Origin of the sequence: Microbispora sp. KK1-11, assembly GCF_006874435.1 — a bacterium.
In the GTDB taxonomy this organism is placed as follows: Bacteria; Actinomycetota; Actinomycetes; order Streptosporangiales; family Streptosporangiaceae; genus Microbispora; species Microbispora catharanthi.
In genome coordinates this window covers 182033-196383 of the sequence record NZ_VIRJ01000011.1, presented here as the reverse complement: position 1 = coordinate 196383, position 14351 = coordinate 182033, and the positions used below count along the sequence as shown (strand labels likewise).

The 14351-nt window shown below is 71.3% G+C and carries 17 protein-coding genes; 9 read left to right on the top strand and 8 right to left on the bottom strand.

Annotation, left to right across the window (positions count from 1 at the left end; all coding sequences use genetic code 11):
- Positions 1–8: 8 nt before the first annotated feature.
- On the bottom strand, positions 9–1106 hold the full coding sequence (locus FLW16_RS18275; RefSeq protein WP_142561299.1) for an NADH:flavin oxidoreductase/NADH oxidase: 1098 nt from the start codon (positions 1104–1106) through the stop codon (positions 9–11).
- Positions 1107–1200: 94 nt separating this feature from the next.
- Here FLW16_RS18275 and FLW16_RS18270 point away from each other — a divergent pair, with 94 nt between their 5' ends.
- The 3 genes from FLW16_RS18270 (at position 1201) to FLW16_RS18265 (ending at position 2888) form a co-directional block, all read left to right on the top strand.
- Positions 1201–1542: a helix-turn-helix transcriptional regulator gene (locus tag FLW16_RS18270; RefSeq protein WP_142561298.1), complete on the top strand. Its 342-nt coding sequence runs from the start codon at positions 1201–1203 to the stop codon at positions 1540–1542.
- 86 nt (positions 1543–1628) lie between these two features.
- Positions 1629–1793, top strand: a complete 165-nt coding sequence (locus tag FLW16_RS43750) for a hypothetical protein (protein WP_185949479.1) — start codon at positions 1629–1631, stop codon at positions 1791–1793.
- Positions 1794–1829: 36 nt separating this feature from the next.
- Positions 1830–2888: a sulfite oxidase gene (locus FLW16_RS18265; RefSeq protein WP_142561297.1), complete on the top strand. Its 1059-nt coding sequence runs from the start codon at positions 1830–1832 to the stop codon at positions 2886–2888.
- A gap of 10 nt (positions 2889–2898) precedes the next feature.
- Here the strand turns inward: FLW16_RS18265 and FLW16_RS18260 are convergent, their stop codons facing one another.
- On the bottom strand, positions 2899–3888 hold the full coding sequence (locus FLW16_RS18260) for a zinc-binding dehydrogenase (RefSeq protein WP_142561296.1): 990 nt from the start codon (positions 3886–3888) through the stop codon (positions 2899–2901).
- A gap of 171 nt (positions 3889–4059) precedes the next feature.
- Between FLW16_RS18260 and FLW16_RS18255 the strand changes: the two genes are divergently transcribed.
- The 3 genes from FLW16_RS18255 (at position 4060) to FLW16_RS18245 (ending at position 6462) form a co-directional block, all read left to right on the top strand.
- On the top strand, positions 4060–4878 hold the full coding sequence (locus FLW16_RS18255; RefSeq protein ID WP_142561295.1) for an SAM-dependent methyltransferase: 819 nt from the start codon (positions 4060–4062) through the stop codon (positions 4876–4878).
- 76 nt (positions 4879–4954) lie between these two features.
- A complete protein-coding gene (locus FLW16_RS18250; RefSeq protein WP_142561294.1) occupies positions 4955–5230 on the top strand; it encodes an isoamylase early set domain-containing protein in 276 nt (91 codons plus the stop codon).
- Between the two features lie 50 nt (positions 5231–5280).
- Positions 5281–6462: a zinc-dependent alcohol dehydrogenase gene (locus FLW16_RS18245; protein WP_142561293.1), complete on the top strand. Its 1182-nt coding sequence runs from the start codon at positions 5281–5283 to the stop codon at positions 6460–6462.
- Here the strand turns inward: FLW16_RS18245 and FLW16_RS18240 are convergent.
- The 5 genes from FLW16_RS18240 to glnII all read right to left on the bottom strand — a co-directional run bounded on the left by FLW16_RS18240 (position 6452) and on the right by glnII (position 11195).
- On the bottom strand, positions 6452–7279 hold the full coding sequence (locus tag FLW16_RS18240; protein ID WP_142561292.1) for a metal ABC transporter permease: 828 nt from the start codon (positions 7277–7279) through the stop codon (positions 6452–6454). The two genes, FLW16_RS18245 and FLW16_RS18240, sit on opposite strands and share 11 nt — an antisense overlap.
- Positions 7276–8157: a metal ABC transporter permease gene (locus FLW16_RS18235; RefSeq protein ID WP_142561291.1), complete on the bottom strand. Its 882-nt coding sequence runs from the start codon at positions 8155–8157 to the stop codon at positions 7276–7278. The genes FLW16_RS18240 and FLW16_RS18235 overlap by 4 nt, the downstream gene beginning before the upstream one ends.
- Positions 8154–8915 carry a metal ABC transporter ATP-binding protein gene (locus FLW16_RS18230; RefSeq protein ID WP_142561290.1) on the bottom strand — a complete coding sequence of 254 codons (762 nt, stop codon included), beginning with the start codon at positions 8913–8915 and terminating at the stop codon, positions 8154–8156. The genes FLW16_RS18235 and FLW16_RS18230 overlap by 4 nt, the downstream gene beginning before the upstream one ends.
- Complete coding sequence (locus FLW16_RS18225; RefSeq protein WP_142561289.1) at positions 8912–9835, bottom strand: metal ABC transporter substrate-binding protein; 924 nt, start codon at positions 9833–9835, stop codon at positions 8912–8914. Before FLW16_RS18225 ends, FLW16_RS18230 begins: the two co-directional genes overlap by 4 nt.
- A 346-nt stretch (positions 9836–10181) precedes the next feature.
- On the bottom strand, positions 10182–11195 hold the full coding sequence (glnII, locus tag FLW16_RS18220; protein WP_142561288.1) for a glutamine synthetase: 1014 nt from the start codon (positions 11193–11195) through the stop codon (positions 10182–10184).
- A gap of 224 nt (positions 11196–11419) precedes the next feature.
- On the opposite strand from glnII, the gene FLW16_RS18215 reads away from it, so the two are divergent.
- The gene (locus FLW16_RS18215; protein ID WP_142561287.1) at positions 11420–11959 is read left to right on the top strand and encodes a hypothetical protein; all 540 of its coding nucleotides are present in this window, start codon (positions 11420–11422) and stop codon (positions 11957–11959) included.
- Positions 11960–11993: 34 nt separating this feature from the next.
- Here FLW16_RS18215 and FLW16_RS18210 read toward each other — a convergent pair whose 3' ends face one another.
- Entirely contained in the window at positions 11994–12764 is a 771-nt protein-coding gene (locus FLW16_RS18210; protein ID WP_142561286.1) for a DUF72 domain-containing protein, read from the bottom strand.
- A gap of 91 nt (positions 12765–12855) precedes the next feature.
- Between FLW16_RS18210 and FLW16_RS18205 the strand changes: the two genes are divergently transcribed.
- Positions 12856–13401: a type 1 glutamine amidotransferase domain-containing protein gene (locus tag FLW16_RS18205; RefSeq protein WP_142561285.1), complete on the top strand. Its 546-nt coding sequence runs from the start codon at positions 12856–12858 to the stop codon at positions 13399–13401.
- Between the two features lie 67 nt (positions 13402–13468).
- Complete coding sequence (locus FLW16_RS18200) at positions 13469–14347, top strand: sugar kinase (protein ID WP_142561284.1); 879 nt, start codon at positions 13469–13471, stop codon at positions 14345–14347.
- Positions 14348–14351: the final 4 nt, after the last annotated feature.

Genomic DNA, 14351 nt, shown 5'->3' with positions numbered 1-14351 from the left:
GCGCGCGGTCAGACCGCGCGGTGGTACTGGTCGGGCCTGCGCCCGGGCGCACCGAGCTCCCGCGCCGCCAGGTTCGGCCAGTAGGGGTTGCGCAGCAGCTCACGGCCGAGCATGACCGCGTCGGCCCGCCCGGAGGCGACGATCTCCTCCGCCTGGCGCGGCTCGGTGATGAGGCCGACGGCCGACGTGGGCAGGTCGGTCTCCGCCTTCACCCGGGCCGCGAACGGCACCTGATATCCCGGCTCCACGGGGATCCGGGCCTTCGGCGCGTTGCCGCCCGTCGAGACGTCGAGCAGGTCCACCCCGTGGGCGAGCAGTTCCTTGGCCAGCCGCACGGTGTCGTCGGCCGTCCAGCCCTCGCGGGGGTCCTCGGGGTTCTCGCTCAGCCAGTCGGTGGCCGAGACCCGGAAGAACACCGGCAGCTCGTCCGGCCACTCGGCGCGCACCGCGTCGACCACCTCCAGCGCGAAGCGGGCGCGGTTCTCGAAGGACCCGCCGTACGCGTCGGTGCGCCGGTTGCTGAACGGCGACAGGAACTCGTGGATCAGGTAACCGTGGGCACCGTGGATCTCCACCACCTTGAAACCCGCCGCGAGCGCGCGGCGCGCGGCCGCCGCGAAGCCGTCCACCAGCCGCCGGATGTCCGCCTCGCTCAGCTCGTCCGGCACCGGGCGGCCCTCGTCGAACGGGATCGGGCTGGGCGCGACCGGCCGCCAGCCGTGGTCATCGGGGCCGACCGGCGCGCCGCCGCGCCACGGGCGGTCGGTGGACGCCTTGCGCCCCGCGTGGGCGAGTTGGATGCCGGGCACCGCGCCGTGCTCGGTGAGGAACCGGGTGATGCGGCCGAACTGGGCTTGTTGGCGCTCGTTCCACAGCCCGAGGTCGGCGGGGCTGATCCGGCCCTCGGGGGACACGGCGGTGGCCTCGACCACGATCAGCCCGGCCCCGCCCACCGCCCGGGACCCGAGGTGGGTGAGATGCCAGTCGGTGGGCACGCCCTGCTCCGGCCCCTCCACAGCCGCGCTGTACTGGCACATCGGCGACATCCAGGCGCGGTTGGGAATGGTCAGGTTCCGCAGGGTCAGGGGCTCGAACAACGCGCTCACGCCGTGCTCCTCTTCTCATCTGGACCCTTGTACGATAGCTGCCGTAGTACGGCATCTGTCAAACTACGAAGACCTTCGTACAAGGGGAGGCCCGATGACCCCTCAGCCCCGGACGCTCGACCATCCGGACCGGTCCGAGATCCGGCTGGAGGACGTGCTGCACGCGCTGTCCGACCCCGCACGCCTCCAGGTGGTGCGCTTCCTGGCCGCCGCCGGCGAGTCCTCCTGCTCGGCGATCGACCTCGCGGTCAGCAAGTCGACGAGCACCCATCACTTCCGGGTGCTCCGCGAGGCGGGCGTGATCAGGCAGGTCTACCGGGGGACCGCGAAGATGAGCTCACTGCGCCGTGAGGACCTCGACGCCCTCTTCCCCGGCCTGCTCGACACCGTGGTCATCGCGTACGACGCCCAGCGGGCCAGGGCTGTGACCGTTTAAACGAGCTTGACCAGTCACACCCCTTTGCCGTACCTTTGTAACTGCCAAAGAAATTTAAGACAGTTACAACGGCGACCTGGACGGTAATGATGTTCTACGACTACTCCCTGGCCACCGAGCGCGTCACCCAGTTGCACCGCGAGGCCGACAACGCACGCGTCGCCAGCCGCCTGGTCGCGGCCAGGCGCTGGTCGCGCCTCGCGTCCTGGGCGCAGCGTCAGGCCCAGAGGGCGAGCCACGACCTGGGCTGACGGCCGTCACCGCGTCGGTCCGGAAGGGAAGGGCCGATGCGTACGACACGCGACATCCGCACGGCGGTGGTGAAGCCGGTCGTCGCCGCCCTCATGGAGGACGCGGGCACCGGCCTCGACTACGGCACCCGGCCCGACCGCCTGCCGGGCCTGCTCACGCCCCTCGACCGATTCTTCGTCCGCAACCACGCCCCGACCCCCCGTCTCGACGCGAGAACCTGGACGCTGCGCGTCGAGGGCGGCGGTGTGCGCCGCACCGTCCGCTACACCTACGACGATCTGTGGCGCCGGTTCCCGCTCGTGTCCGTCGTCCGCACCCTGGAGTGCGCGGGCAACCGGCGGGCTCTCTTCGGCGCCGAGCACGGCCACCGCTTCGGCGGGGTGCAGTGGGGCCGCGGCGCGATCGGGACCGCCGAGTGGACCGGGATCCCGCTGCGCGACCTGCTCGAACCCGCGGGCCTGACGGACGCCGCCGTCGAGGTCATGCCCGAGGGGCTCGACGAGGCGCGCGGGCGCCGCCCGATGCCCCTCGCCAAGGCCCTGGCCCCCGACACCCTGCTCGCGCTCGCCATGAACGGCGAGATCCTGCCGCCCGACCACGGCTTCCCCGCCCGCGTGGTGGTCTCCGGCTGGCTCGGCGCCGCGAGCATCAAGTGGGTGGGCCGGATCGAGGTGTCCGACCGGCAACTGTCCGTTCCGTGGAACACCGAGGACTACGTGATCGTCGCCCCCGGCCGGCCCTCCGTGCCGATCACCTCCACGCCGGTCGCGAGCCTGGTCGAGCTGCCCTGGCCGGGGCGGCTGCGTCCAGGCCCGCAGACGATCCGCGGCCGGGCGTACGCCGGGGAGGACCGCGTCGCCGCCGTCGACTACCGGATCGACGACGGCCCCTGGCGGCCTGCCGCCCTCGACGGGCCGGACCTCGCGGGCGTCTGGACCCGCTGGCGGTTCCCCTGGGATCCCACCCCGGGCGCGCACGTCGTGCGCGTGCGGGCCACCGACGAGCACGGCCGCTCCCAGCCCGAGGCCACCCCCTGGAACGACCTCGGCTACTGCCACAACTCGGTGCTCCCCCACCCCGTCCTGGTGGCTTAGGGTTCGTCGCTCAGGGAACGAGCACCACCTTGCCCGTGGTCGCGCGGGTCTCCAGCGCGGCATGCGCGGCGGCGGCGTCCTTGAGCGGGAAGCTCTGCACCAGCGGGACCAGCGCGCCCGACCCCGCGGCCGCCAGCGCCCGCTCCTCCAGGCCCCGCAGGCCGCCCGGCCGCTTCAGCACCCGCGGGCCGACCGCCACCGCCGCGGTGATGCCGCGCGCGTACAGGTCCTCCGTGGTCAGCGCGGTCGGGCCGCCCTGCGCGTCCGCCCAGCCGAACAGCACGATCCTGCCGCCGACGCCGAGCAACTCCAGGGTCGCGCGCCCGAGGTCCCCGCCGACGCCGTCGAGCGCCAGCGTGACCTCCCGGTCGCCGAGGATCGCCCTCACCTCGTCGGGCCAGCCGGGCACGGCGTAGTCCACGGCGTGGTGCGCGCCCAGCGCGAGCACCCGGCTCACCTTCGCCCCGCCGCCGGCGAGCCCGACGACCGTCGCGCCGGCGCGCACCGCCGCCTGCACGAGCAGGTTGCCGATGCCTCCGGCCGCCGCCGTCACGAGCACGACGTCGTCCGCCCGGATCTCCGCGACGTCGAGGATGCCCATGGTCGTCCGGCCGGTGCCGATCATCGCCACCGCCTCGCCGTACCCCAGGCCGTCCGGGATCTCGTGGATCGCCGAAGCGTCCCGTACGGCCAGTTCGGCGTAGCCGCCGGGAGCCATGCCGAGGTGGGTCACGACCCGCCTGCCGACCAGGCCGGGATCGGCCCCTGGGCCCACGGCGTCGACGACCCCGGCGACCTCCCGGCCGGGGATCGTGGGCAGGTCGGGGACGGGGATCGGGCCGCCGGCGTACTTCCCGGCCCGCAACGTGGTGTCGACGAGGTGCACCCCCGCCGCCCGTACGGCCACGCGGACCTGGCCGGGCCCCGGCTCGGGATCCTCGACCTCCTCGTAGACGAGATTCTCGGCGGGACCGAAGGCGTGAAGTCGAATGGCGTGCATGCGTCCCGTTATAGATCTCCGAGCCACGCCCCCACATCGGGCGATGGTCCTAGGTCGTTGTAGGCCGATAGATGGAGTCACAGAGTTATGGCGTTCTTCGTTGGGTTTTCCCCCGGCGGCCCTTATGCTCGCACCAAGTCCTCTTTACTACCGTGAGTGAGGAGATGTTGCGTGGCTGATGACGCGCCGCCACCCGGTATCGATGCGCGCGTCCCCAATCCCGCGCGCATGTACAACTACTTTCTCGGCGGAAAGGACAATTTCGCGGCCGACCGGGAAGCCGCCGAGCGGGTCATGCAGGTCGCGCCCGAGGCCCCCACGCTCGCCCGCCGCAACCGCGCCTTCCTGCGCCGGGCCGTACGCCATCTGGTGACCGAGGCCGGGATCCGGCAGTTCGTGGACATCGGCACCGGGCTGCCGACCGAGGGCAGCGTTCACGAGGTGGCGCACGAGATGGACCCCGGTGTCCGGGTGGCGTACGTGGACAACGACCCGGTCGTGCTCGCGCACTCCCGGGCCCTGCTGTCGGGCACCGCCGCCGCCACCGTCACCGTGCAGGGGGACCTGCGGCGCCCCGAGGAGATCATGGCCGATCCGGAGCTGCGGTCGCTGATCGACCTCGCGGAGCCGGTCGCGATCCTGCTCGTGGCCGTGGTGCACTTCCTCTCCGACGACGACAAGCCGACCGAGCTCGTGGCCCGCCTCAGGGAGTCCGTCGCCCCGGGAAGCCACCTCGTGCTGTCGCACGTCACCGACGAGGAACGGGCCGGCGACGCCCGCGAGGGGGCGGCCGTCTACCGGCAGGCCAGCACCGGTGTCACGCTGCGGAGCCGCGAGCAGATCCACGAGCTGTTCGACGGCTTCCAGCTCATCGAACCCGGCCTCGTCCCGCTCGACGACTGGCGGCCCGACGACGAGAACCTGCTCGCCCGGCAGGCCCGCCGGCACCTGCCCACGTGGTTCCTCTGCGGGGTCGGGCAAGCGCTCTGAAAAAGCCGTGAATATTGTGTTACGTCCTGTGTGTACTTGTTTCTTCCTTTAGGCGTGATACGCCAGGCTATGCGGCATGCTCAAGCGCACCAGGCTGTTCGGGCAGAAGACCCGAGTCACCTTCGCCCTGCCCGTTGACGAGCCCTCGGGGACGGTCAGCGTGGTAGGCGACTTCAACGACTGGCTGCCCGGCCGCCACGAACTGCTGCGGCGCAGGAACGGCACCCGTACCGTGTCGGTGATCCTCCCGCCCGGCGCACACCGGTTCCGCTACCTCGCGACGGGCGGCGTGTGGTTCGACGACGACAACGCCGACCAGGTGGACGACCAGGGCAGCGTGCTGCACCTCTGACAGAGAGGGACACCGTTTCTCCCGCCAGAAGCAGGGCATACGGGGAAACCATGAAGGCAGTTACCTGGCACGGCAAGCGCGACGTACGGGTGGAGGAGGTCCCCGACCCGGCCATCAAGGAAACCACCGACGCGATCATCCGGGTCACCACGACCGCGATCTGCGGCTCCGACCTGCACCTCTACGAGGTGCTCGGCCCGTTCATCGGCGAGGGCGACATCCTCGGCCACGAGCCGATGGGCATCGTCGAGGAGGTCGGCGCGGAGGTCACCCACATCTCCCCCGGCGACCGCGTCGTGATCCCGTTCAACATCTCGTGCGGCCACTGCTACATGTGCGACCGCGCGTTGTACGCCCAGTGTGAGACCACCCAGGTCCGCGAGTACGACACCGGCGCGGCGCTCTTCGGCTACACCAAGCTGTACGGCGAGGTGCCCGGCGGCCAGGCGCAATACCTGCGCGTCCCGCAGGCGCACTTCGGGCCGATCAAGGTGCCGGACGGGCCGCCGGACGAGAGGTTCGTCTACCTCTCCGACGTGCTGCCCACCTCCTGGCAGGCCGTCGAGTGGGCCGAGGTGCCCGACGGCGGCAGCGTCACCGTCTTCGGCCTCGGCCCGATCGGGCAGATGTCCGCCCGCATCGCGCGCCACCGCGGCTACCGGGTGATCGGCGTGGACATCGTCCCCGAACGCCTGGAGATGGCCCGGCGGCACGGCATCGAGGTGATCGACGGAAACGAGACCGACGACGTGCCCGAGGCGATCCGGTCGATGACCGGAGGCCGGGGCACCGACTCGGTCATCGACGCCGTCGGCATGGAGGCGCACGGCTACACCGTGGCCAAGCTCGCCCAGACGGTCACCGGGATGCTGCCCGACAAGGCCGCCGCCGCCATGATGACCCGCGCCGGCCTCGACCGGCTCGCCGCCCTGCAGGACGCCATCGAGACCGTACGCCGCGGCGGCACGATCTCGATCAGCGGTGTGTACGGCGGGATGACCGACCCCATGCCCATGCTGCAGATGTTCGACAAGGGCATCACGCTCAGGATGGGCCAGGCCCACGTCAAGCGGTGGGTGGACGATCTCATGCCGCTCCTGACGGGCGACGGCGATCCCCTGGGGGTCGAGGACCTGGCGACCCACCGCCTGCCGCTCGACCAGGCCCCGCACGGCTACGAGATCTTCCAGAAGAAGGAGGACGGCGCCGTCAAGGTGCTGCTCAAGCCCTGACGGCCGCGGCTCGCCTGACCCGGCCGCGTACGGCGGTGCCGAGGAAGACCGCCCCGAACACCAGGCCCACGAACAGGGCGATGGAGGCCCCGGTCGCGACGTTCCACCGCGTGGAGACCCATACGCCCGCAAGGGCGCACGCGACCCCGATCGCGGCGGCGAGCGGGAACAGCGGCGCGAGCCTGTCGGTGAGCAGGCGGGCGGTCGCGGCCGGGCCCACGATCAGCGCCACGGCGAGGATCGTCCCCAGCGCCGGCACGGTGGCGACGACGGTCACCTCGACGACCGCGAGCAGCGCGAAGTCCAGCAGCACGGTGGGCAGCCCGAGCGCCGCCGCCCCCACCGGGTCGAACGCCGCGAGCAGCAGTTCCTTGCCCACCAGGGCGAGCAGGAGCAGCACGCCCGCGGCGACGGCGGTGGTCGCCACCAGGTCGCCCGTGCCGACGGCGAGGACGTCGCCCACCGTGTAGGCCGCCAGGTCCTTGGTGAAGCCGTCCTGGGCCGAAACCAGCACGACGCCGAGCGCGAAGCCGCCCGACAGCGCGATGCCGGTGGCCGTGGTGAAATCCTGCCCCCGGCCCCGGCCGAACACGAGGACGGCGGCGACCACCAGCAGCCCGAACAGCCCGCCGCCGAGGTAGAGGTTCACCCCGAGCAGGGCGGCGACGACGATGCCGGGGAACGTCGCGTGCGTGAGGGCCATCGTGAAGAACGGCAGCCGCCGGGCGATCACGAAGACCCCGACCGCCCCTCCCAGCGCGCCGACCAGGACGGCCTCGACGAGGGCCCGGTGGACGGTGGAGTCGAGCCAGTTCACGCCGCCTCCAGGACCGACCGGCGGCGGGCGCGGCTCAGGCCCGCCTTCCTGCGGACCAACGCGGCGGCGTGGGCCAGGCCGTACATCGCCACCAGGACGAGCACCACGGTCGCGCCGGAGGCGAGCCTGATGCCGTATCCGACCGACGCCTCGTAGCTCACGACGAGTCCGAGCCACCCGGCGGCCGCGCCGACGAGGCAGGCCAGTGGCACGATGACCGCGAGCCGGTCCGACAGGCTGCGCGCCGCCGCGGCCGGCACGATGAGCAGCGCGATCACGAGAACCGTGCCGACCGCCTTGACGGCGGCCACGACGACCAGCGCGACCGCGACGTTCAGCACGAGGTCGAGCAGCCCGACGCGCACCCCGGCCGCCTGGGCGCCCTCGGGGTCGAAGGCGCGCAGCAGCAGCGGCCGCCGCAGCGCCGCCAGCAACGCCACGACCACGACCGTCACGACGGCGGTCTGCGCGAGCTGCGCCTCGGTGACCGTCAGCACCCGTCCGAACAGGAACGCGGTGAGATCGGCGGTGAAGCCGGTCTGCCGCGACACCAGCACCACGCCGACCGCGAACAGCGTGGTCAGCAGCATGGCGAGCGCGGCGTCCTCGCTCACCCGGCGGCGCTGGGTGAGCAGCGTGAGCAGGACGGCCGTGACGACCCCGGCGGCCAGCGCGCCCCAGAAGATGCCGCCGTCTCCGGCCATGAGATGGCCGATGACCACGCCGGGAAAGACGGTGTGCGTCAGGGTGTCGCTGACGAAGGCGAGCCGGCGCAGCAGCACCAGCACGCCGACCGTGCCCGCGAGCGCGCCGAGAAGGACCAGTTCGACCAGCGCGCGGGCCATGAACGGCAGGTGGAAGGGTTCGAAGAGGATCATGTCTGGGTCACGATCACGCGGTCGCCGCGCAGTTCGAGCGCGTGCCCGCCGTACGTCGCGCGCAGCCGCTCGGGCGTCAGCACGTCGCCGGTCGGGCCGAAGCCGAACTGGTGCCGGTTGAGCAGGCACACCTCGTCGCAGGCGAGGTGCGCGATGGCGAGGTCGTGGGTGCTGACGACGACGGAGGCGCCCTGTGCCTTCAGCGAGCCGATCGCCTCCAGCAACGCGTGCTGGCTGACCGCGTCCACGCCGTTGAACGGCTCGTCGAGCAGCAGCATCCGCGGCTTGGCGGCGATGGCCCTGGCCAGCAGCACCCGCTGGCGCTGCCCGCCCGACAGCGTCCCGAACCGGTCGCGGGCCCGCGCGGCCAGCCCGACCTGCTCCAGGGCGTCGGCCACCTCGGCCCGGTCGGCGGCGGAGGGGCGGCGCAGCCAGCCGATCCGCCGGTAGCGGCCCATCATCACCACCTGCTCGACCGACACCGGGAAGTCCGGGTCGAGCGTGTCGGCCTGCGGCACGTAGGCGACGTCGCGGCGGGCCTGCGCCGGGGGTCGGCCCAGCACCTCGATCCGGCCGCGCACGACCGGCACCAGGCCGAGCAGCGCCTTGATGAACGTGGACTTGCCGGCGCCGTTCGGGCCGATCAGCGCCACGGCCTCGCCCTCGTGGACGACGCCGTCGAGTTCTTCCAGAACCGGGACGTCGCCGTAGGCCACGCTCGCCCGGTCGAGCACCAGGGTCGGCGCGCGCTCACTCATGCGGCGGTCCCCCTCAACGCGTTGACGATGGTGTCGGTATTGTGCTCCTCCATCTGCAGGTAGGTCGCACCGGCCGACCCTTCGGGGCCGAGCGAGTCGCCGTACAGCGCGTCCTCTCCGGCCACGACCGTCACCCCGGCCTCGCGGCCGATCGCCTCGGCCGTCTTGGGCGGCAGCGACGCCTCCGAGAAGATCGCGGCCACCCCGGTCGTCTTGATCTTGGCGACGAGGTCGGACACCTGCTTGGCGGACAACTCGGCCGAGGTGTCGAAGCTCGGGATGATCGATCCGACGAACGTCAGCTTGTAACGGTCGAGGTAGTAGCCGAAGGCGTCGTGGTTGGTCACGAGCTTGCGCCGGTCGGCGGGGATCGACTCGATCTTCTTCGCGATCTCGCCGTCGAGTGTGTCCAGCTTCGCGTCGTACGCCGTCCGGTTGGCCTGGTAGGCCGCGGCGTCATCCGGATCGGCGGCGGCGAACGCCTTCTCGATCGTGGCGGCCATCGTCTTGACGTTCAGCGGGTTGTGCCAGATGTGCGGATCGCCGTCGCGGATCGGTACGCCCTGGGAGGCGTCGACCACGGGCCCGTCGAAACCGGCGGCCGAGATCGTCTCGTCCAGCCATTTCTCCAGGCCCACGCCGTTCTTGACGAGCACGTCGGCCTCGGCGATGGCCTGCATGTCCGCCGGGGACGGCTCGTAGTCGTGGGGATCGACGTTCGGCTTGAGCAACTGGTGGACGCTGACCCGGTCGCCGCCGACGTTGCGGGCGAAGTCGGCCACCTGTGTGGTGGTCGCCACCACCTTCAGCGGCTGGGCCGGATCGGAAGAGGAGGGGGGCTTGTCCGCGCCGCCACAACCGGCGGCGAACAGCACGAGCAGGGCGACGGACGACAACGTACGGGCGAGCGGCGAGAGCACGACGAATCCTCAAGTCGGCATATCAAAGTCAGTGCATCAGTCGGTGCATCAGGGGAAACATCCCTTTCAAATGTCTCGCAAATGAAAATCATTGTCAACTTAGGACACTTCGGCCGTACCACCACGTGAGGCCGGCCGCGCCGTCGCGTACGAGCCGCGCAGCGTGCGGGGCACTTCACCGACCGTCGCGGGCCCGCCGCGTCGTGATCGCAGCCGTCCTCCTCCTGGTGCCGGCTGTGGCACAGCCGTCGCCGCACAGCCACCGTAAACGCGTACGGCTCCCGCGCCGGGGGGCGCGGGAGCCGTACGGAGATGGGGGAACCGGGTCGGTTCCTCGTGGAGCTGATCAGACCTGGCCGGCCTTCTCCAGAGCGGTGCAGCAGGTGTCGACCATCAGGCGGGTGACGACGTAGGGGTCGACGTTGGCGTTGGGGCGCCGGTCCTCGATGTAGCCCTTCTTGTCCACCTCGACCTGCCACGGGATGCGGACCGAGGCGCCGCGGTCGGAGACGCCGTAGCTGAACTTGTCCCACGGGGCGGTCTCGTGGTGGCCGGTGAGGCGGTCCTCGATGCCGTGGCCGTAGTTCTTGACGTGCTCCATGGCGTTGTCGGCCAGGGCCTCGCACGCGGTGATGATCGGGTCGTAGCCCTCACGCATCGCCCTGGTGGAGAAGTTGGTGTGCGCGCCCGCGCCGTTCCAGTCGCCCTTCACCGGCTTGGGGTCGAGCGTGGCGGCGACGTCGAACTCCTCCGCGGTGCGGTAGAGCAGCCAGCGGGCGACCCACATGTGGTCGCCGACCTCCAGCGGACCCGCCGGCCCCACCTGGAACTCCCACTGGCCGGGCATGACCTCGGCGTTGATGCCGGAGATCTTGAGGCCGGCGGCCAGGCAGCGGTCGAGGTGCAGCTCGACGATGTCACGGCCGAACACCTCGTCGGCGCCGACCCCGCAGTAGTAGCCGCCCTGCGGGGCGGGGAAGCCGCCCAGCGGGAAGCCGAGCGGGCGGCCCTCCTTGAAGAAGGTGTACTCCTGCTCGATGCCGAACCACGAGTCCTGCTCGGCGAACCGCTCGGCCACCCCGGCGAGCGGGGCGCGGGTGTTGCTGGCGTGCGGGGTCATGTCGGTGTGCAGGACCTCGCACAGGACCAGCACGTTGTCACCGCCGCGGATCGGGTCGGGGCAGGTGAACACCGGCTTGAGCACCAAGTCGGAGGAGTGACCGGTGGCCTGGTTGGTGCTGGACCCGTCGAAGCCCCACAGCGGCGGCTCGGCGCCGTCGGCAAGGACCTTGGTCTTGGAACGGAGCTTCGCGGTCGGCTCCGTGCCGTCGATCCAGATGTACTCGGCCTTGTAGGTCACGTCGATCCCTTTCGAACGAGGCGGCCTGGCGTTCGTCCGCCACGCTCGAGATTGCCGTTCTGGGATTTCGTAGCTTTTGCCCGTTTGTGAACACGGTGTTAACGCGCATTCTTTGCCTTGGCCCTGCTGTGACCCGGCGCACATGATCCGCGTCTGTGCGGGCAGTCGGAGAAGCGTCCACGAATCGCAACCGCACAGCAACCAGTATTTGGGAGTGAGGGCAGATGGTCTTATTGGGCCTGCTTCTGATCCTGATCGCGGCGGCGGCCGTCATCGAGGTGTCGGTCAACGACACCGCGAACACCTTGCCGATCACGGTCCTGGACCGCACGTTCAACCTCAGTCCGTTCGAGCTGTTCATCGCCGGCGTCGTGACCGCCGCCGTGTTCGTCGTCGGCCTGCTGCTCATCACGGCCGGCATGCGCCGTGCCGCAGTGAAGCGCCGCCGGGCGCGTGAGGCGCGCCTCGCGGAGCGGGACCGCGTGTCCCGCCTGGAGGCCGAGAAGCGCGACCTGGAGCGCCGTCTGGAGACGAACACGACGACCTCGACCACCTCGACGACCTCGACGTCCACCCCGGCCGCCGAGCCCGTCACCAAGCAGTATCCGAAGGTCGACAGGGATCGCGACGGCGTCGACGACCGGGCCGAGCGCGCCGAGCGGCCCACCGCGCCGCACAACCGCCTCTCCGTACCCGCCCAGCAGTCGTCCCCCGACCAGCTGGTGGCGGGCGGGCGTCACGCGGCCGACGACCGCCGCGCCTGATCCGTCATGTCGGGGGTGACACTCGCCCGTCCGGTCACGACCGGACGGGCTCGGGGGTCCGCTCGGGAAGCCGGGCCCTGCTGACGTCCCGCCCCTGCGCGCACGCCAGCTCCGCGAAGGCGATCGCGTTGCGTACGGCCGCGCCACCGGGGTCGTTGTTGAAGTAGACGTAGGCGTCCGGCACGTCCCCCAGGCGGTCCACCCAACTGCGCAGCGCACGCCGGCCGTAGTTGGGCCAGGGTTCCGCCCCTCCCTCGTGGAAGCGCAGGTAGACCCAGTCGGCCGTACGCCACAGGGGGCCGGCCGGCCGGCCGAGCCGGTCCGCCCAGCACAACGCGGCCCCGAACTCGGTCAGCAGGGCGCGGATCTCGTCGGTCCACCACGAGGCGTGCCGCGGCTCGACCGCGACCCGTACGGCACGCGGAAAACGGGCCAGGCAGGCCCGCAGCCGCCCGGCGTCCACCTGCAGGGTCGGCGGCAGTTGCAGCAGGATGGGGCCCAGCTTGGGGCCGAGGCCCTCGGCCACGCCCATCAACCGCTCGACCGGCTCCTCCGGGTCCTTCAACCGCTTGATATGCGTCAGGAAGCGGCTGGCCTTGACCGCCATGACGAAGTCGGGCGGCGTGCGCTCCCGCCACGACTCGAACGTCTCCCGCTTCGGCAGCCGATAGAAGGCGTTGTTGTTCTCGACCGTGGCGAAGATCTCGCCGTAGCTCTCCAGCCACAGTCGCTGGGGTACGCCGCCGTAGACGAGGTCACGCCAGTCGGCGTACTGCCACCCAGATGTCCCCACCAGCACGGGCATGTTCCTCCCCTACCCAGCGAACGGCATAGATCGCGGTCAGCGGGGCACGCGACGTCAAGAAGGAGCAAAAACGCGAAGAAAGGGGAGCACGATGATCCAGGGCAAGACCATCGCATTCCTCGTCGCCCCCGAAGGGGTCGAGCAGGTCGAGCTCACCGAGCCGTGGAAGGCCGTCCAGCAGGCGGGCGGCACGCCGAGGCTGGTCTCGGTGGAGCGCGGGCAGATCCAGGCGTTCAACCATCTCGACAAGGCCGGCACCTTCCCTGTGGACGCCGTGGCCGGGGAGGTCTCCGCCGCCGAATTCGACGGGCTGGTCCTCCCCGGCGGGGTCGCCAACCCCGACTTCCTGCGGATGCGGCCGGAGGCCGTACGGTTCGTCAAGGAGTTCTTCGACGCGGGCAAGCCGGTCGCGGCGATCTGCCACGCGCCGTGGACCCTCGTGGAGGCCGACGTGGTGCGCGGGCGCACGCTGACCTCGTGGCCAAGCCTCCAGACCGACCTGCGCAACGCGGGGGCGACCTGGGTGGACCAGGAGGTCATGGTCTGCACGAGTGGCCCGAACACTCTGGTGACCAGCCGGAAGCCGGACGACCTGAAGGCCTTCTGCCAGGCCGCCGTGGACGCGTTCGGCGCCTGAGCGAGGACTTTCCCGGGCGGATCAGGCTCTGTCATGCTTTCCGGGTGCGATCCCGCGGACTTACGGCATGACCCAGGTTTTCACGCTCGGAGAGGCATTGGGCGTCGTCTCCGGCGACCGGCTCCGGCATGACATGACCATCCGCCTCGACGTGGAGGGGCCCGAGCTGACGACGGCGGTCGGCCTGGCCCGGCTCGGCCACACGGTGAGCTGGCTGGGCCGGGTCAGCGCCGACGAACTGGGCATGCGCACGCTGACCGTGCTGCGCGGGGAAGGCGTGGACGTCTCCAACGTACGCGTGGACGAGACGGCGGCGACCGGGCTGATCCTCCGCCAGCGGCGCATCGGCCGTTCTTCGCACGCCGTCCACTACCGGGAGGGCTCGGCCGGATCGCACCTGTCGACCGGCGACGTGCCCGGTGAGGCGGTCCAGTCGGCGCGGATCCTGCACGTCACCGGCGTCACCCTCGGGCTGAGCGGCCTCGCGTGGAGCGCCGTCCACCATGCCGTCAAAATCGCGAGGGACGCCGGTGTGCTCGTCTCCGTGGACGTCAACCACCGCGCGAACCTGTGGGAGAGCGCGGAGGAGGCCCGGCAGGGGCTCACGGAACTCGCCGCCTCGGCCGACGTGCTCTTCGCGACCCAGGACGAGCTCATGCTCGTGGAGCCCGTGCTCGCGTCCACGCCCGAACTGGTCGTGACCAGGGGCGCCAAGGGAGCCAGCGCCACCATCGAGGGCCTGCGCTACGACACCCAGGCCGCCCCCGTGACCGCGGTCGACCCCTCCGAGGTCGGCGGCGCGTTCGTCGCGGGCTACCTCAGCGCGATCCTCGACGGGCTGCACCCGGCGGACCGCCTCAAGCGCGGCATCTCGGTGGCCGCCTTCGCGGTCGCCAGCCACAGCTCCTGGCAGGGCCTGCCCACCCGCGGCGAACTGCCCCCGTGACCGG